Source organism: Halorubrum sp. FL23, from assembly GCF_052439115.2.
In the GTDB taxonomy this organism is placed as follows: Archaea; Halobacteriota; Halobacteria; order Halobacteriales; family Haloferacaceae; genus Halorubrum; species Halorubrum persicum.
Window position 1 is genome coordinate 53499 of sequence record NZ_JBQVRO020000013.1, and the last position, 15797, is coordinate 69295.

20 protein-coding genes are annotated in these 15797 nt (G+C 55.3%); 8 read left to right on the top strand and 12 right to left on the bottom strand.

The genetic code is table 11. The annotated features are described in order from the left end of the window. Nucleotides 1-89: 89 nt before the first annotated feature. The 5 genes from ACT4MF_RS14820 to ACT4MF_RS14840 all read left to right on the top strand — a co-directional run bounded on the left by ACT4MF_RS14820 (nt 90) and on the right by ACT4MF_RS14840 (nt 3026). The gene (locus ACT4MF_RS14820; protein WP_444683205.1) at nt 90-467 is read left to right on the top strand and encodes a hypothetical protein; all 378 of its coding nucleotides are present in this window, start codon (nt 90-92) and stop codon (nt 465-467) included. A 91-nt stretch (nt 468-558) separates the two neighbouring features. Further along, entirely contained in the window at nt 559-945 is a 387-nt protein-coding gene (locus ACT4MF_RS14825) for a hypothetical protein (protein WP_444683206.1), read from the top strand. 14 nt (nt 946-959) lie between these two features. Then, a complete protein-coding gene (locus ACT4MF_RS14830; RefSeq protein WP_444683207.1) occupies nt 960-1787 on the top strand; it encodes a DUF6159 family protein in 828 nt (275 codons plus the stop codon). Between the two features lie 2 nt (nt 1788-1789). Beyond that, nucleotides 1790-2503: an MBL fold metallo-hydrolase gene (locus tag ACT4MF_RS14835; protein WP_444683208.1), complete on the top strand. Its 714-nt coding sequence runs from the start codon at nt 1790-1792 to the stop codon at nt 2501-2503. 160 nt (nt 2504-2663) lie between these two features. Beyond that, nucleotides 2664-3026, top strand: coding sequence for a hypothetical protein (locus ACT4MF_RS14840; RefSeq protein ID WP_444683209.1), 363 nt, complete (start codon nt 2664-2666; stop codon nt 3024-3026). Nucleotides 3027-3187: 161 nt separating this feature from the next. Here the strand turns inward: ACT4MF_RS14840 and ACT4MF_RS14845 are convergent, their stop codons facing one another. Next, nucleotides 3188-4102 (bottom strand): hypothetical protein, encoded by a 915-nt coding sequence (locus ACT4MF_RS14845; RefSeq protein WP_444683210.1) that lies wholly within the window; start codon nt 4100-4102, stop codon nt 3188-3190. Nucleotides 4103-4461: 359 nt separating this feature from the next. Here ACT4MF_RS14845 and ACT4MF_RS14850 point away from each other — a divergent pair, with 359 nt between their 5' ends. The 3 genes from ACT4MF_RS14850 to ACT4MF_RS14860 all read left to right on the top strand — a co-directional run bounded on the left by ACT4MF_RS14850 (nt 4462) and on the right by ACT4MF_RS14860 (nt 6718). Then, the gene (locus ACT4MF_RS14850) at nt 4462-5271 is read left to right on the top strand and encodes a DUF7847 domain-containing protein (RefSeq protein WP_444683211.1); all 810 of its coding nucleotides are present in this window, start codon (nt 4462-4464) and stop codon (nt 5269-5271) included. 92 nt (nt 5272-5363) lie between these two features. Next, the gene (locus tag ACT4MF_RS14855) at nt 5364-5816 is read left to right on the top strand and encodes an ArsR/SmtB family transcription factor (protein WP_444683212.1); all 453 of its coding nucleotides are present in this window, start codon (nt 5364-5366) and stop codon (nt 5814-5816) included. Next, a complete protein-coding gene (locus ACT4MF_RS14860) occupies nt 5813-6718 on the top strand; it encodes a DUF7847 domain-containing protein (RefSeq protein WP_512053303.1) in 906 nt (301 codons plus the stop codon). The genes ACT4MF_RS14855 and ACT4MF_RS14860 overlap by 4 nt, the downstream gene beginning before the upstream one ends. A gap of 22 nt (nt 6719-6740) precedes the next feature. Here ACT4MF_RS14860 and ACT4MF_RS14865 read toward each other — a convergent pair whose 3' ends face one another. The 11 genes from ACT4MF_RS14865 to ACT4MF_RS14915 all read right to left on the bottom strand — a co-directional run bounded on the left by ACT4MF_RS14865 (nt 6741) and on the right by ACT4MF_RS14915 (nt 15581). Continuing rightward, the gene (locus ACT4MF_RS14865; protein ID WP_512053304.1) at nt 6741-7190 is read right to left on the bottom strand and encodes an LURP-one-related family protein; all 450 of its coding nucleotides are present in this window, start codon (nt 7188-7190) and stop codon (nt 6741-6743) included. Between the two features lie 829 nt (nt 7191-8019). Continuing rightward, the gene (locus ACT4MF_RS14870) at nt 8020-8883 is read right to left on the bottom strand and encodes an ABC transporter permease subunit (protein WP_444683215.1); all 864 of its coding nucleotides are present in this window, start codon (nt 8881-8883) and stop codon (nt 8020-8022) included. Continuing rightward, the gene (locus tag ACT4MF_RS14875) at nt 8880-9812 is read right to left on the bottom strand and encodes an ABC transporter ATP-binding protein (RefSeq protein WP_444683216.1); all 933 of its coding nucleotides are present in this window, start codon (nt 9810-9812) and stop codon (nt 8880-8882) included. The genes ACT4MF_RS14870 and ACT4MF_RS14875 overlap by 4 nt, the downstream gene beginning before the upstream one ends. Further along, nucleotides 9809-10672, bottom strand: a complete 864-nt coding sequence (locus ACT4MF_RS14880; RefSeq protein WP_444683217.1) for an ABC transporter permease — start codon at nt 10670-10672, stop codon at nt 9809-9811. The genes ACT4MF_RS14875 and ACT4MF_RS14880 overlap by 4 nt, the downstream gene beginning before the upstream one ends. A gap of 192 nt (nt 10673-10864) precedes the next feature. Then, complete coding sequence (locus tag ACT4MF_RS14885) at nt 10865-11698, bottom strand: hypothetical protein (protein WP_444683218.1); 834 nt, start codon at nt 11696-11698, stop codon at nt 10865-10867. A 104-nt stretch (nt 11699-11802) separates the two neighbouring features. After that, entirely contained in the window at nt 11803-12009 is a 207-nt protein-coding gene (locus tag ACT4MF_RS14890) for a hypothetical protein (RefSeq protein WP_444683219.1), read from the bottom strand. A gap of 304 nt (nt 12010-12313) precedes the next feature. Continuing rightward, nucleotides 12314-12727 (bottom strand): TRAM domain-containing protein, encoded by a 414-nt coding sequence (locus ACT4MF_RS14895; protein ID WP_444683220.1) that lies wholly within the window; start codon nt 12725-12727, stop codon nt 12314-12316. 51 nt (nt 12728-12778) lie between these two features. After that, nucleotides 12779-12931, bottom strand: coding sequence for a DUF7837 family putative zinc-binding protein (locus tag ACT4MF_RS14900; RefSeq protein ID WP_444683221.1), 153 nt, complete (start codon nt 12929-12931; stop codon nt 12779-12781). A gap of 232 nt (nt 12932-13163) precedes the next feature. After that, on the bottom strand, nt 13164-13451 hold the full coding sequence (locus ACT4MF_RS14905) for an HVO_A0114 family putative DNA-binding protein (protein WP_004599660.1): 288 nt from the start codon (nt 13449-13451) through the stop codon (nt 13164-13166). A gap of 316 nt (nt 13452-13767) precedes the next feature. Beyond that, nucleotides 13768-15015 (bottom strand): RNA-guided endonuclease InsQ/TnpB family protein, encoded by a 1248-nt coding sequence (locus tag ACT4MF_RS14910; protein WP_444683222.1) that lies wholly within the window; start codon nt 15013-15015, stop codon nt 13768-13770. A gap of 221 nt (nt 15016-15236) precedes the next feature. After that, nucleotides 15237-15581, bottom strand: a complete 345-nt coding sequence (locus tag ACT4MF_RS14915; RefSeq protein WP_444683223.1) for an avidin-fold protein — start codon at nt 15579-15581, stop codon at nt 15237-15239. Nucleotides 15582-15797: the final 216 nt, after the last annotated feature.

A 15797-nucleotide genomic window follows, 5' to 3' on the forward strand; every position in this document is an offset into this window, starting at 1 on the left:
GACGCCGATTCCTCGCCGCATGTGGCGTCGGACTCCTCGGCGGCACAGCCGGTTGTACGGCGCTCGTAGACCACCTTGCTGATCTCGCGTTGGGTGATGTCAATCTCTTCAACGAAACTGACGATGTCCTCACTGGTACTGTAACGATCACCGACCCGGGAGATGAGACTGTTCTCTCAGAATCGTTCGAGTTACCACCAGCGTCGGACGATAACAATACTGACGAAGAAGACGATGAAGACGGCACGACGGCCTACGAAGACGTATGGACTGAGCCCGGCACCTATGAAGCAAGTGTCGAATTGGATGGTGATTCCGAAGTTCAGGGAGAATCCACTGCATCAACGTCAATCTCGATTGATGACACGAGTGAGGAGATGCTCGCTATCGCATTCGGTATGGAAGAGTTCGATAACGCAATCGGCTTTAGTGTTGGTGAATCGTTGAGCGACTTCGCACAGGCGTGACCGGAACCATCTGTTTCACGACTCGTTCCCATTCAAGCTGATTTTGACTCTTCCAAGTTTTTATACGTACAATTGGTGAATCCTGCCACATATGCCCTCTATCACGCGACGAAGCACGATTGGCCTGTTCACAGGATGCGTTTCCCTCATCGCAATCGGCGGTGTCGCCGCACATACGACACAGAAGAACGCACCGCATCTGATCGTGAACAATCAAACGAAGCGTGAACAGGACATCACGACGGTCATACACACCGTTGAAGATAGCGAGGTTCTCGTCGACGACACGGCATCCATTCCGGCAAACGGCGATCACGGATACACTAGTCTCGCATCCAATGAACCGCTCGACGTGACGATCCGCACGGAAACCGGATTGGAGAACACGTACCGATGGGAAGAAACCGATCCGGAGAACGCATTATCGGTCGGTGTCTCTACGGACGAAATCGGCTTTGTCGTTGCAACACCGCCCTAACTTGGTGATTCAATATGGCTTCGAAATACCGACGCGGCTTCGACATTACCCGTGATAGCCTGCGCGTGTTCACCCGAGAACCGAGCTTGGTACTCCTGCCGGTGTTGAGCCTTCTCGCCGTCGGGAGTGCCTTCGCTGTTCTCGCAGTGATCGTCTTCCAGCAGGGCCTCGTTGAGTCGCTCGTCACCAACGATCTCTACCAGTACGGGGTGTTGTTTTGTGCGATTGCGATCTCGTCGAGCGTAGCGACGTTCTTCAACGCCGCCGTGGTACACTGCGCGGCCCAGCTCTTCGATGGTAAATCGACATCCGTTCGGGATGGGCTCGCCGCAGCGTGGCGTGCCCGCCGTCAGATCGCTGTGTGGGCCGTCGTCGCTGCGACGCTCGGGACGGTCCTGTACATCCTCGATGAGAAGTTCGGCGTGGTCGGAAGCCTGACGCGAGCGGTCTTCAATCTCGCGTGGGCGCTTTTGACGTTCTTTATTGTGCCAGTCATCGTCCTCGATCAGCGACGGAGTCTGCGTCGCCAGCTCCGGCGGAGCGGGTCGTTGTTCCGAGAGACTTGGGGTGAAAGCGTCTCCGCTACGCTCGGCGTGAGTTTCGTCTTTCTACTCGTTGCGCTTCCGGGCGTCGCACTGGGTGCGGTTGGATTCTTCGTGCTCGATGGCGGGCTCGCTACGGGCGCACTCGTCGGTGGTGGCGTGATCATCATCGCTGCCATCGTCGGCTCGCAGACGGCATCTGTAATCGTCCGGACGGCGCTGTATCGATACGCGACGACGGGTGAACAGGTCGGTCCGTTCGATGATCGGGATCCGGACACGGTCTTCCCTGAGAGCTGACGATGCCGATCTACGACCGGTGTCCTGCTTCAGAGTACGAGGTCGTCGATCAATGGGACGGCGGGATCGGGTGGCTCGCACATCCGACCGAAACCGGTCGCCGAATGAGTCACGCCGTCGTTGGAGAGGACGGTGGCGTGTGGCTTATCGATCCGATCGACGCGCCGGGGATCGACGAAGAACTTCCGGCGCTTGGCGACGTGCGGGGCGTGATCGTCTGTTCGAACTACCACGTCCGTGACGCAGACGTTTTCGCGGCGCGTCACGATGTACCGGTGTACTGTCCCCCGTGGCTCCCTCGGGCGACATCTCAACTCGATGCTCCGATCGAACCGGAGACGAATACGGTTGGTACGTCCGGATTCGAACTTCGTCGTTGCCGTCCGTTCCCCGGCTGGTCTGAAGCGGTTGCCTATCGCGGGTTCGACGAGACACTCTACGTCCCCGACGTGCTCGGGACATCACCGCTGTTCACCGTGGGTGAAGAGCGACTCGGAATGTATCTACTATGTCGGTTCGTACCACCCCGATCCGTGTTCGAAGGACTGGCCCTACAACGAATCCTCGTCGGACACGGCCACGGAATCTTTGAGAACGCCTCGGCTGCTCTTCGAACGGCACTTGATGGAGCGCGCCGCCGCATACCTGCAGCGCTTCGATCCAACGGATGGAGACAAATACGGGCGCTGACAGCGGCACTAGGCGATCGAAATTAAGTCAGACTGGTTCTGTTGAATTCTTATCTCTCAGCACATTTTCATCTGAACAACGGGTCGCTGAGTAGTGCAACTCTAATATTCGTATAGAGAAATCCTTGTACGGCGAACTAGCACGAGAACCAACAAAAGTTTACAATAACTTTGATACTGTATGGATATGGATAGAGATCTCCCGCTCGCCGTTCTCTGTGGTCTGTTGGTGGGATTCAGCATATACTGGTTTCTTTCCCCTGACTGGTTCGTTGCAATGGGAACAGCGGCGGTTTACGCAGGAGCTGGGTACTTCTATTTGGAATTTGATATTCCTCTCCTTGGAAGTTCTATCCAATTTGACGACCGGGTAGACCAGTTCGGCTATGCTATTGGCCTGTTCGGTCTATCTGTGAGTCCCATCGCATTTGCGCAGTACTACGGCCAACAAGGTGCCACGACGCTCCCATTCGTAATTTTATTCATAGGTGTAATCGCGTTTCTACTTTTCACTTCAAAAGCCCAGCAACAGTCAGAACACATTCGCTGATACACGCTATCAAGCATGAACAGGGCGTCCGAAAACTCATGAGATACGCTGGCGGGTGTGGCGTGCAAGGAAATGCTGTTAGGTGCTTCACCTGTACAGATCGCAACCAAACCAAAGTATATCAGATGGAGAGGGCTTCAACAAAATCGTCGAATTTTCGCTTAGGGATAGACAGCTAACTCGAATTCGTACCAACTCCCATCGTAGATTGCGTACATATTCGGAAATGTCGTATACCCCTCATAGTCGCTGTGTTCCCGTACGTGATCGGCGGCATTGAGCTGCGTGAGGACTGTGCCTAGTCCGTCCGACATTGGTGGTGACTCTTCATAGAACCCCGAGACTGGTCGCCCGTCTGTTGCCGTGTTGAGCACCTCTGTCGCCTCACCTGTGAGCGAGACCGTCGAGAAGTCGACTTCGAGAACGGTGTCGCGGATATGTTGCTCGTATTCAGACTGTGATTCGCTGATCTGTTCGGCTGTGAACGTCCGTTCGCTTACGGGGATGGCATTCTGCTCGGCCCGTGCCTGAAACAGATGATCGTTGTGTTGTAGATACTCAAACGGCGGGGATGGGACGAGGTCGCTCGCTTCGGTATCAAGGTGATGGTGATACGTGACGCCGCGTGACCCGGGCTCCTGATCACCAACGTCGATAGCTGGGTCTCGATCTGCCGCCGCGGCTTCCATCGCCTGCTGGAGTATCTGCTGGTCACGATCGGACAGTGACGCGACCGGTACTGTTACCGGATCAGTACCGTCGGGTTGATCCGCATCCTGCAAGTCGAGATAGAACTCCCACCAGTCTCGTTCGACAGTACGAGCCGTCTCGACATGGATCCAATAGTACCGATCGCCGTCAGTAGCGAACTGAGGACGGTCCCGTTGCTCGGAGCCGAACTCATACTCGTAGGCCAACTGGTAGTTCAGCACCGTAACCGAGCCATTTGCAAGCAACTCGTCGTAGACGGCACGCTTGTACTCGTCAGGGTAATCGATAGCGAACTGGGCTCGGTGTCCCGCTGGATCCGTCAGTAGGAATGCCTCGTACGGGTCCTCTGTCGGATATGCACTCAATCGAAAGCGACTATCACCTGACGAGAGACAGCCAGCGACACTCGTAACTCCCGCTGCTCCGAGTGTCGTCAACAACGTCCGTCGAGTATATTGAGCACTCATTTGCCACGTTTACCGATCACCGATAGGGTTCGAAACAGTTCTATCTCACAGAATTGTTCGCACAATATACGATACTGACGTAGTATCACGAGTAGCCAGTTATCGCTGGGCGGGGTGCTTCAAGAGCCCGATAGTTCAAATCGAAACTGTACTTTATGCCGTGTCCACGAAACCGGGGTTAGAAGGCCTCAGATGCTTAAATTTGGTTTTGATACTACGTTCGACCTAATATATGACAGCGGGAACCCGTAGATACGATGGTCACCGTCTCCGCATTCAAAGATGGATTTACCGCTCTCCGCGCGAATCCGATCCTGCTCGTCGCCGGACTACTCGTCGGGGTGGGCAGCCAGTTGCAATACGTCGATCACCTGATCGAATCACCACTCCTTTCGGCAGGCGCATCGCTCGCCTGGCTGATCGTCTTCCCGTTCGTTATCGGCGGGTTCATCGGCACTGCCCGAGCTGCGATCGACGGCACAGACGCATCCCTTACTCACTTTTTCACTGTAGCCCGGACTCATTACCTTCGGCTTCTCCTTGCAACTGTAGTGTTCGTGCTACTCGTGTTTGGAACCGCGATCGGATTTGGGCTCCTCGGGTTCATCCTCGGTATCGGAACGATGGCGCTCACCGTGATTCACGAGATGGCTGCGTTCGTCGCAGGCGTCATCTCTGTGCTTATCTGGCTGGTGTCGATCCTTGTTGTCATTATGTTCGTGCAGTTTTACGACACGGCGATCGTCATCGAAAACGCGAGTGTCACTGATGCGTTCCGGAGAAGTGTTGGGCTCGTTCGCTCGAACCTGAAAAGCGTCACTGGATTCTCCGTGGCATGGCTCGTCCTGCTGAACGTCTTCTTCATTCCCGAATACCTGGTCCAGTTGACGATGACAGATGCTGGCCCAGCTGACGTATTACCGATTGAGCTCGGGATTCCGATCGTTGTCCTGCTCCCGATCGGGATCGTTCTTTCCGCGGTCGGCTTCGCGTACTTCTACACGGTGTACACGGCCTACTATATGCGATTAATCGCTGCCTCAACTGATACTCAGGGCTCAGTATGACCATCCACCAACAATTACGTACGATAGTTTCGAACAACCACCGAACAGATCAGATCCCCGCGATCGCCGCCCACAGAAACTAACCAACCCCTATGTCACGGATCCTTCCGACACAAACTGACGCTACTGTCGAACGAAGTGATACTCCGGCCGTCCTGAGTCTCGACGACGACGGGACGCGAGACGTGATCGAAGCATTATCGTCCGAGACCGCATACGACATCTTTCGGCTGCTCAACGAAACGCCGGCGACGCCGTCACGGATCGCTGACCAGCTCAACCAGAGCGTACAGAACGTCCACTACCACCTGGAGAACCTCGAATCCGCCGGTGTGATTGAAGTTACGGACACCTGTTATTCGGAGAAAGGCCGTGAGATGAGCGTCTACGTCGTTTCTGAAGACCCGACACTACTCTTTCTCGGTACCGAGGACGATCGGCCGAGTCTCAAACGCGCGTTCAAATCCTTCGCCTCACTACTTGGTCCACCGTCGATCCTGCTTGCCGCCGGCGAATCCATCTCCCAGTTCATTACTGCCGAATGAGCGACCATACCGACACACCGGTCCGAAGCACTTCAACTGCCAGCGACACAACCACGGGTAACGTGGCACCAACGATCAAGGCCCGAGACGATGTCGATGGCTGTGGATGTCTCGAATGCCGCAATATCGAGGCGACCGCAACCCGTCGAAGCGTCCTGGATGCGTTAGTCTGGTCCGTTCGCCTATTTCGGTCCTATCCGTCAATCGTCGTTTTCGCAGGCGTGATCATCTTGGCTAATCGGCTTCTCGAAACGGACGCTATCAACGTGCTTCCGATGCCCGCAATCAGCGTTTTTGAGATTCTGACAGGGTTTGCGTTCATCATCTTGATCCGCGCCTATGTGGGAACGATCGTTGCCGGCGAACTGACGGGCAACCCTGTCACCAGACGCGAGGGATTGCGTCGAAGTATCGCCCGGACACCAGCGTTAGTCGGCGTTATCATTTTCACCGTCGTTTCGGTGCTGACGATTCCGTTTCTCCTGGTTCTTCCGCTCTTGGTTCTGGTCGGTATGATACCTGGTAATCCTGTGGATCTGCTGGGGTTTCCCGTCGTTGCAGCAGTCGGTGGCATCGCCTTTGCGGTACCGTTTCTGTTTCTCCTGTTCAAGATCTGGTTCGCACTTGAGGCGTGTGTCATCGGCCAGTACGGCCCGCTCAAATCATTCCGGGTGAGTTGGCGTATTACGACGAACTACCGAGGAAAGTTCTTTCTTATAGGAGTGATCGTTATTGGGAGTGCACTGAGCCTCTTTCTCCCGACATATGTTCCCGGGATGGGGACGAGTCTAGCTCCGTTGAACCCTGTTTTGAGCATAATTTCATCGAGTGTCAGTGAACTACTCTCAATTGTGTGGGCAAGCGCCTACGCGCATATCTACGTTCAGGGTGTCGTGTCGTGAATCGAGACTTGTGCCGGGGTTTTCAATTTCCTTGAATCGCGTCAATGACGATCGCCGCGATCACGACTGGCTCCGTCGGAACTGAACTCATATCGGCAAGATTAATCTCGTACTGATCGAAGTCAAACAGCGCGAATTCGCCTTCGATTGAGCCGACTGAATTGCCTTCTGCATCGATTATCTCGTACTTGTGGGCAATCCCTTGTCCGACCGGTAGGAATTTTCTTGCGAGGGTGATAACTGCGCCACGTGACCGTATCTCAGCAAGCAGCGATTCATCTTCGGCATCGCGGAGTCGCCACGTGTCTTGCAACAACGACAGGTTATTGTCGAGGATAACGAGTTCTTCGTCGGTACGGCTGTCCGTGAGGAGATACTCACCAGCGATGTCCCACGTGTCGATCGCCTTTACACGACAGATCTCAGACCCATCAGCATCGACGAATGGGAACTCATCTTTTCCCTCGTACATCTGGTACGTGGTACGAAAAAGCGTGTCACCCGTAACGTCTCTCGCTTCATACTCGGGTCGAAAGTTCTTATCGCGTCCAGTCTGCTCGACAGTATACTGGCTTCCAGCGAGATCAATCGCAGAAGGCCCATACTGTTGTAAGTCTGTCATAGTTCGATGTGTTCAACCGTGGCAAAAGTAACTACCGCCTGTGAAGGTGTGATAGAACGATACACTAGGTGTTGCGTACACCTAAAATCCGGTGAATAAGCCGGTTGAATGAGCGTTCGAACACAACGCTGGCTACTCTGATCCGGACGCAGTCAGTTTATTGATGCCGACATAGAATACCGTGGTCAACGCAACAGTTAGGACCAGCCCAATGACGATTGCGAAAAGGCCAGTCGGGTCAGGGCTAACGATGAACGCGACAGAATATCCGATGAACAATCCGAGCAAGATGGATGCGAGACCTCGAACAAACCGGCGCATATCTCCCGATGTGGCAGGATAGAGTATAAGTTTGGTGAGACGAATCATTTGTCGACCTATTCTATCACCACTCTTCAAGTAGACGTACGAGAGATGTCTCGGGTTCTAACGCATTTTGATACGAGAGAACCGCGAAGCCAGTAACTAACGCTGCTGAAAATCCGTTTCGATAGCTCTTCGCTTTTGTTTTGGATAATCCCGAATCTAGAATGTGGCGTTTTGCAGTCACATATCCGACAACTCTGCTGGAACAATTAAACGATTCATAGGATCAAAAATAGATCGTTCGTATGAGCCCGGCACCAGAAGATCTACAGATAGCAGGGCAGAGTGCCTCGGGGCTTGACCCCGAGGCGGTTCACAAATCCCGCCGACAGTACCGACCCGCTGCGGGTATGAGGAGCATGATTGGCCACGCGAACAGCGCGCAGAACGAAACCCCGTCGGAGAGGACAAGGCCACCGAGCGGAGCCTGCGGGCGAGCAGTTGCCATCACCCGCGGGATAGCGACGAGCTGGTCGTGGGTGCCCGCGACGAGGAGTTGGTAGGGCTGGACGAGTAATCCCGTTCGGAGCACCGACGGGACACCCGGGTCGACTCCGAGAAACGCGAAGACGAGAAAGGGCCCCAACGAGAGAGCGACGGCCTGAGATCGCGCCGTGACTAGTGTCGAGACGGCCATCGTCGTTCCGGTCAAAGACAGTGCAAACCCCACCGAGACGAGAAGGAACAAGCCGTAGCTAACCGGGTCGGTGACCCCGAACTGGAACCACGACGTTAGCGCACCCGCGATCAGACCGAGTACTACGACGCTTCCCACAACGGCCGACCGGGCGAGGAGCTTCCCACCAACGACAGCACGACGCGAGACCGGGAATGTCTGGAGTGTCCGGAGCCGCCCCGCTTCCCTGTCGCCGGCGAGCGTTCCGGCTGTGAGTACGACAACGACGAGCGGGAGCAGAAGTGTCAGCACGCGACCGAGCGTGAACAGAATGACCGCGGTCGATGAGAGGGAGTCGCCGTTGGGAACCAGTGCGAGGACCGTGAGCGGTTGCTCCCCTGGTCCAGGCGGGTCAGCCTGCTGAACGACACTTACAATCGAGAGAACGAACAGGACAGCAACGGTTGGGACCGTCCAGCTACGCCGGAGCCACAAGAGTTCCTGCCGTGCAACGTGACCCACCTGTGCTGCCAGTCGACGAGGCGACGAACGGTCGGTCACTGCTTGTCGGTGTAGGCCTCAAACACCTGTTCGAGACCAGGAAGAGATTTTTCGTACGATTCAACGCCCACGTCAGAGCGTTCAAGTGCGGCGATGACACCGGCGGTTCCCTGTTCGGCCTCACACCGCACGATAAGTACGTCGCCATCCTCATTCACTCCAGTCACGCCGTCAAGCTCTCCGAGGAGATCTCGGGCACGGTCGATCGATCCAGTAAGCCTGACACGGAGCGTCGCCTCGGTCCCGACGGTGCGACGGAGAGATTCCACAGAATCCTCTGCGACAAGCCGACCATCATCGATGATGCCGACCGTATCACATACCGCTTCGACCTGTGCGAGTTGGTGTGTTGAGAGTATGATGGTCGCGCCACGAGCGTGCTCCTCTCGGACGATGCGCCGCAACAGGTCGATCCCATGGGGGTCGAGTCCGGCCGCCGGTTCGTCGAGTACGATCAGATCGGGTGCGCCGACGAGTGCCATCGCTAGCCCCAGCCGCTGTCTCATTCCCTGCGAGTACCCGCCTGCGATGCGGTCGGCGGCGTCAGCAAGCCCGACCCGCGCCAGAGCCTCATCAGTATCGACCGTCACGCCATTGGCGCGGGCGGCGGCATCAAGATGCTCCCGGCCAGTCAGGCGCTCGTACGGCGTGAACCCGTCCGGCAAGATACCGGTTCGTCGGCGGATCTCGACCGGTGAGGTACGAACGTCCATTCCGAGAATACGTACCGTCCCCTCGGTAGCGTGGATGAGCCCGACTAGAGCGTCGATAATGGTCGATTTCCCTGCCCCGTTCGGTCCAAGCAGTCCGTACACTGATTCGGCCGGAACCGTCATCTCAAGCCCTTCAACAGCTGTGACAGAGCCGAACCGTTTGGTGAAACCGTCAGTCACGACTGCTGGTGTGTAATCGTCGGATGCGTCCATCATCGGCCGAGGTCACCCCGTTTGTAGCCGACGGCCCCGAGCAGTGTCGGCACCACCACCCATGTACACAAAACAAGCATTCCACCCACCATAGAGCCGAACAGCGGTCGAAGGTCACCCGTCGCGTCCGCCAGCGCCTGCTGGAAGAGCGTCGTCCAGTCCTCATGCAGGCCGGCCAGCGCGACGTGGAAGGCGGTCCGCGGCGCGAACAATCCGGCCTGTATGAACTGCGAAGAGAGAAACCCGCCGAGAAGCAGCAGACCGACAGCGGCGACGACACCGAGTAGATACACCGCGATGGGTTCGATCCGGAGCGTCGAGACCATCGCACCGACGGCGACACCGCCTGCTGTATGGAGCGTTAGGAGAACGGCGAAGCCGAACACCATCGCCCACGACAATTGAACCCCAGCGAAGGATGCAGCGATGACGGTACAGGTCGTGAGAACAGAGACGATAACTGCGATGACTACGAGCCTAGACAGGACTAGACCAACGAACACATTCCGCCGGCTGTACGGAAAGGTCTGAATCGTCCGTAGCGTCCCCTCGGCACGTGGCGTTGTGACAGTACCTACGCCGAGGAGAACGCCGGCACAGAGCAACAGCGGGCCGACAAAGACTGAGGTGGCAGCATCAAGGAGTAAGAGGTTCTGACTGGGGGCAACAACGGAAAACACGCCGTCGTTCCTTAACGACGCATCTGGGGGATACGTCGAGATAGAGAGGTTGTGGACGCTCCAGAACGTACAGAACAGTGTGAGGCCTGCGAGCGTTCCGATCGTTCCGCGCGAGCGACGGTGTCGGCGGAATTCGAGTCGGACTATGTTTAGGAGAGCAGTAGCAGTGTGCCGACCGTTCATATTTGGAGAAGATAGACAATCAGTAAATTAGTTACTGCTCAGCCGTAGTCGGTGTTGTTCTGGCTTCTCGGTGTACGAGCAGTCGCTGTGGTTGTACGACATATCGTGAGAGTAAGCTTCAGTCGAAGCTGTGGTCGGCGTAAAACGGTTGCTGAAACGTGACTACGTTATCACGCGCAATTGTTGTTCGATTTACAGCCGGCGAAGTCCGATCTCGATTCCTGCCATAATGAGGAGAAGACCGAAGTAGAGAAACCACGCGCCGAAGTACAGTGCGTGCGGATCATCGGGACTGGCTGTGAACTCCGCCTGTACATTAAGCAGGATGAACACCGTGAGGACCGTCGCTGGCGTGACCACGAAATGGCGAACTAAAAGATACAGTGGAACGGCAGCGAGTATCCACATTCCAAGGGTACTACTGATGTACATGAGCCAGCTGAACTCGCCCGAGACGGTGAGACCAAGTCGGAGTGCAAACCACAGCATTACGACCGCGTGGAGCACGCCACCGACAGTGGCAATACCTATCGCCGGTTTCCGCGATGCGGGGATCGAAATTAGTGCGTTCGGTGAGGGTACTGCTGGAAGTCGCTTCCAACCTGTTCGAACAGTGTATTCGACCAGACCGAGAAACAGAAATCCAACCGTCCAGACAGAGGCGTTCAGCATATACCGGGCGATATACAGCCCGTTCTCGACGATGGTGATGCCGGTCGGTTCAGCTAGCCGCTCCAACTCTGCGACATCACGAAAGGTCGGTCCCGGTGGGGTGAGTTCCATTCCGAGCACGTAGCCAGTGGTCAGCACGAGGGCGATTAGTGGAGCGATCATTCGATACCGGAGCACAAGCCATACTGGAACGGCAGCCACAACGACGAGCCCGCCATAGCGCCACCAAATCCCGAAACTTGTGTACTCTGATGGGCCGATCGAATATCCGAGCGCCAGTGCTACAGCGATGAGTGTTCCCGTATGGACGAGGCCAACGAGAAGACTGACTAGAATGGACCGGGTGGAGGGCATCACATCTCCGTGCGTATTCCAATTATAATTATATGGCTCTATTGGCTCTGTTGAAATCCCCACGAAGTGACACATTCTGGCCGGCTGTGGTCAGTACAGAGGATTCACGTTGAAACACTGCCGAATGCCTCGTTCAAAATGGGGGTGATAACTACGAATCCGATGAAGATTACAGTAACGTAGGTGAGATATTCGATACCAATCGTGACTGGGTCAGCAACATCACCAGTATAGGTGTTGTAGAGCGTGAATATGGTCGCAGCAACTACGGCATTTGGGAGGTGAGCGGAGACCAAATTTCCGAACTGCATAAACGATACTGTTTAGCGAGTCTTCAAATTCGTATCGGGTAGGACATGGTTGCCGGATACCGAAGACGATCAATACGCATTCCTCAGCGACCAGCTATTTCAGACAACAATATGTCTGAAGAATAGGTTTTCAACAGAGTTGGAGAGGCAGAAGTCCAGTACAACTCAGTAGTTGTACTTGTCTCGCTGCCTGTGCGAAGCGTTCTATTTCGTCGGGAGCAAGCTTGAACCCCACGAGGATAATATAAATGAAAGTATCGCTCACGCGATCACGCCCGCAGCGAAGAAGAATGAACGCTTCAAACTACTCGTAGTAACTGACGCGATCGACAACTTCCGCGAAGGCGACATTCTCGCGGACATCGGTGATCTCGATAGTGACACGCTCACTCTGTTTGGTGTCGGGAACAATAACGACGAACCCGCGCTCAACACGGGTGATGCCGTCGCCCTGCTCACCAATGTCTTCGATTTCGACAGTGCGTTGTTCTCCTTCCTCGACAGGGGGCGTCTGTGACGGTTGCTCGGGCTGTGGATCGGCGTCAGTAGTGGTGGTTTCGCTGGTGGTGGGTGACGGCAACACAGCGACACGGTACGTTTCGTCCGCCTCTAGGTCGCCCAGGCGGAGCTCTTGCTCCGGTATCTCAATCACATATGACCCGTTCCGTTCTTCGACTTTCCCTGAGAACAGACACTGAAGTTGATCTGAAATCTCCATTTATAGACTGTACACCCCATACGCGACGAACCACACTTTATTCTACTGTCCCTACTCCGGCGCTACAACGTTCTCACACGCCGGACACTCGCTCCACACGCCCTCTGTGCCGTCGTCCTTTTCGTACTCAACGAGAATCCATGCTTCCGATATGTCCTCACCACATTTCGGACACCGACCGAGGGGCGATTCGTCAGCGTTCATGAAGGGGTGGAAGGAGCGTGTGACAGTTCCTTCCAAATGAATATCACTCGGCGTGAACCTAAGCTTTTGGCGGCTTTGCGGGCCAAACACACCAGGTTTCCGGTGGAGTAGACCACCAGCATGATTAACCAACATGTGCTTTTCATCCTCAATCTTGTTGGTTAAGATTGTGCTCGATCGTCATCCAACTTCCGAATATTCGGCCCCCACGAGTGGACTGATCTGTCCCTTTTTATACGATCGGCTCGACGACGATGTGCTCCTGTGTCAGACGGGGACTCTTCGCGTTGCCGTTCTTTTCGTACCGAACGATACCTAGCTCTGCAAGCTTCGCCAGATCTTGACTGACCTGCGATTTGTCTCGATCCAGTTCCCGGGCGAGTCCTCGAACAGACCCGATTTCCTTCTCGCGGAGCGTCTCGATAATCTCACGACGCTTCGGTGTGAGAGCGATCTCTGCGCTTTCCCAGCTGATCACTTGGACACCTTCCATCCCACCTCGGGCGAGCGAGCGGGCCATCTCACCACGAAGGTGGGTGCGATCTTCTCGCCCTTCCAGATCAATGGCAGTAGTTTCTGACTCAGTATCGGACATGTATTAGTCTCCTTATCGTTGTACTAGAACCACAACGAATTAAATGTTTCTGAAAGGCTGAATTGCGACGAATAGGGGCAGTTTTGATACCACAACGGTCAAAATCAACAGATTTAAGTTTATCCGACACGTATACAACAAATGTAAGGGCGTTCTGCGTCTGTAAACTACCCCACCCTACTCTCTCGGCGCTCCGCGCCTCGGTCCTTGAGGGTAGGGCTTTGATGTGGACTCCCGGCAATCAGTCGCCAGCAATAGGCTGGTAACTCTCACCGTTCAACGTCCCACCATTTATACGCACGTCTACTTGTGCGTCTCCGCTCCCCGACTTGGGCGAGGAACGGAGTCTGTGTGTCCGCTTTCGAGCGTACCGGAGCCCGATGTTCTTCGCTGCGTTGTAATCCGCGTTCACGTCGTATCCGCACTTCTGGCACTCAAAGTATTCTCCGTGGCGGTTGTTCGGGTGCGTAAACCCACAGTTCGTCCGAGAACAGCGTTGGGACGTATGGTTCGGCTCGATCTGTTCCACGGAGACACCCTGTTCAGGGGCTTTGTAGGAGACGTACTCGGCGAGGCGTCGGAACGCCCAGACGTGGTGCCACTTCGCGTGCGGAAGCCGCTCTCGAATGTCGCTCAAGTCCTCAAACGCGATCACGTCACAATCGTGTTCGACGGCTTCCGAGACGAGTTCGTTGGCGATCGTGTGGATGTACTGTTTCCGCCAGGCGTCTTCACGCTTCCCGAGGCGAAGAAGGGCCTTGTGAGCGGCTTGTGTCCCGCGCTGTTGCATCTCACCACGTCGCTTCTCGAACTCACGACACCAATGGTCGTAGTCGTCTCCCTGCCAAAACGTGCCGGTTGAGGACACAGCAAGGCTATTGACGCCGAGGTCGATACCGAGGACCGTTTGATCGGGGTGCCCGGTATCTTCCGAAACCTCATCGTCACCGTCTGTCCGCCGCGTCGAAATGTTGAGATAGAACTCGTCAGTGGCCGCATCGTACCGAAGCGTACTCTCGCGGAACTCGTAGTTCTCGGAGAGTACGTACCGCTCGTAGGGCGTCGGACTGTCTGCCGGGGGGACAAACGACGGTTCGACTCGGCCCTCAACAGTTGCCAGCGACACCTTGTTCCGGTAGAAGGTGGCGCTCCGGGTGTCGTAGTCCATCGTTTCGGCGGTGAACGTCGGTTGAGAGACGCGCTGCCCCTTTTTCCACCGCTCGACACATGATTTGACGGCTTCGACAGCGCGTTTGATAGCAGCTTGGACAAGTTGGGCCTGTAGGTCTGTCTTCTCTCGAAGTTCGGAGTAGAGCGCATCACGAGCCCCTCGCTTGTTGGTCTTACACTCGGTGTAGGTGGTGTCGGACCAACAGTAGTCGGCGGTTCGGTTCGCGCAGTACAGATATTGCTCGGCGGTTCGGTGGAGTGCGTCGCGTTGCTCGTCGGAAACAGCGAGTTTCACGACGGCAGTTCGACGCACATCCATGTTTTCAGAGAGTACCTGACGGTACTTATAAAATTGGGAGTCGGTCGGTCGCAGTGTGGCGGTTATGTCGTACCATGTCGGTTTCCTCCCCGACTTACTCGCTCACTCCGTTCGCTCCTTGAGGTCGGGGGCTCCACCTCGAAAATGCTGAACCCCCTCGGTCTTTGATAGACTTCGCAGTCGCCGGTGAATACACACGAATCGGCCAGAGTAGAGTTGTTTTAGACGACCTCTTCAAGCACTGACTCGCCACTACCATCTTGTGACTCCCATTCCCACTCGTCTTCGATACGTACGCGACCATCGTCAAGCAGTTTGACGGTGCCCACAGAGTGGCCACTTGCGGTTTCATTCTCCGTGTTGATTTGTGAGTACCTGATGTCCCATTCATGGCCGTCAAACGTTCCAACGAGATGGCCATCAACGATACTCCCACCTGTATAGTGTGCGTAAATCCGTTCACCTTCTTGTTCGAACTCGAAGCGAGTATCCCCACTCACCTCCCCCGAATCGGTGTTTGCAACGCCAACGAACGTCCGACCATCGAGTGATATCTCTTCTGTCATAGACTGTTGTGCTATCTATGAGGTCAAAAAACCACGAATTGAGTTGCTGACTACAGACTCTACATGTGTCACACAACTTTTGACAGGATCTGAGTATTTCAGCAGAGCCAAAGAATCCGTAGTACGCGTTGCTACATTTTGGGTCGCGTCGCAAGATCATTTAGAACCAAGCCAACACTCGACGCAACGAAGTAGCAGTTGATACGTCAGAGGAAG

Coding starts and splice junctions, on each gene's coding strand:
- ACT4MF_RS14830 (WP_444683207.1), top strand. CDS start 960: ATGGCTTCGAAATACCGACGCGGCTTCGACATTACCCGTGATAGCCTG.
- ACT4MF_RS14860 (WP_512053303.1), top strand. CDS start 5,813: ATGAGCGACCATACCGACACACCGGTCCGAAGCACTTCAACTGCCAGC.
- ACT4MF_RS14865 (WP_512053304.1), bottom strand. CDS start 7,190: ATGTACGAGGGAAAAGATGAGTTCCCATTCGTCGATGCTGATGGGTCT.
- ACT4MF_RS14825 (WP_444683206.1), top strand. CDS start 559: ATGCCCTCTATCACGCGACGAAGCACGATTGGCCTGTTCACAGGATGC.
- ACT4MF_RS14890 (WP_444683219.1), bottom strand. CDS start 12,009: ATGCAGTTCGGAAATTTGGTCTCCGCTCACCTCCCAAATGCCGTAGTT.
- ACT4MF_RS14840 (WP_444683209.1), top strand. CDS start 2,664: ATGGATAGAGATCTCCCGCTCGCCGTTCTCTGTGGTCTGTTGGTGGGA.
- ACT4MF_RS14880 (WP_444683217.1), bottom strand. CDS start 10,672: ATGAACGGTCGGCACACTGCTACTGCTCTCCTAAACATAGTCCGACTC.
- ACT4MF_RS14855 (WP_444683212.1), top strand. CDS start 5,364: ATGTCACGGATCCTTCCGACACAAACTGACGCTACTGTCGAACGAAGT.
- ACT4MF_RS14900 (WP_444683221.1), bottom strand. CDS start 12,931: ATGAACGCTGACGAATCGCCCCTCGGTCGGTGTCCGAAATGTGGTGAG.
- ACT4MF_RS14905 (WP_004599660.1), bottom strand. CDS start 13,451: ATGGCCCGCTCGCTCGCCCGAGGTGGGATGGAAGGTGTCCAAGTGATC.
- ACT4MF_RS14915 (WP_444683223.1), bottom strand. CDS start 15,581: ATGACAGAAGAGATATCACTCGATGGTCGGACGTTCGTTGGCGTTGCA.
- ACT4MF_RS14895 (WP_444683220.1), bottom strand. CDS start 12,727: ATGGAGATTTCAGATCAACTTCAGTGTCTGTTCTCAGGGAAAGTCGAA.
- ACT4MF_RS14910 (WP_444683222.1), bottom strand. CDS start 15,015: ATGGATGTGCGTCGAACTGCCGTCGTGAAACTCGCTGTTTCCGACGAG.
- ACT4MF_RS14875 (WP_444683216.1), bottom strand. CDS start 9,812: ATGATGGACGCATCCGACGATTACACACCAGCAGTCGTGACTGACGGT.
- ACT4MF_RS14835 (WP_444683208.1), top strand. CDS start 1,790: ATGCCGATCTACGACCGGTGTCCTGCTTCAGAGTACGAGGTCGTCGAT.
- ACT4MF_RS14850 (WP_444683211.1), top strand. CDS start 4,462: ATGGTCACCGTCTCCGCATTCAAAGATGGATTTACCGCTCTCCGCGCG.
- ACT4MF_RS14885 (WP_444683218.1), bottom strand. CDS start 11,698: ATGCCCTCCACCCGGTCCATTCTAGTCAGTCTTCTCGTTGGCCTCGTC.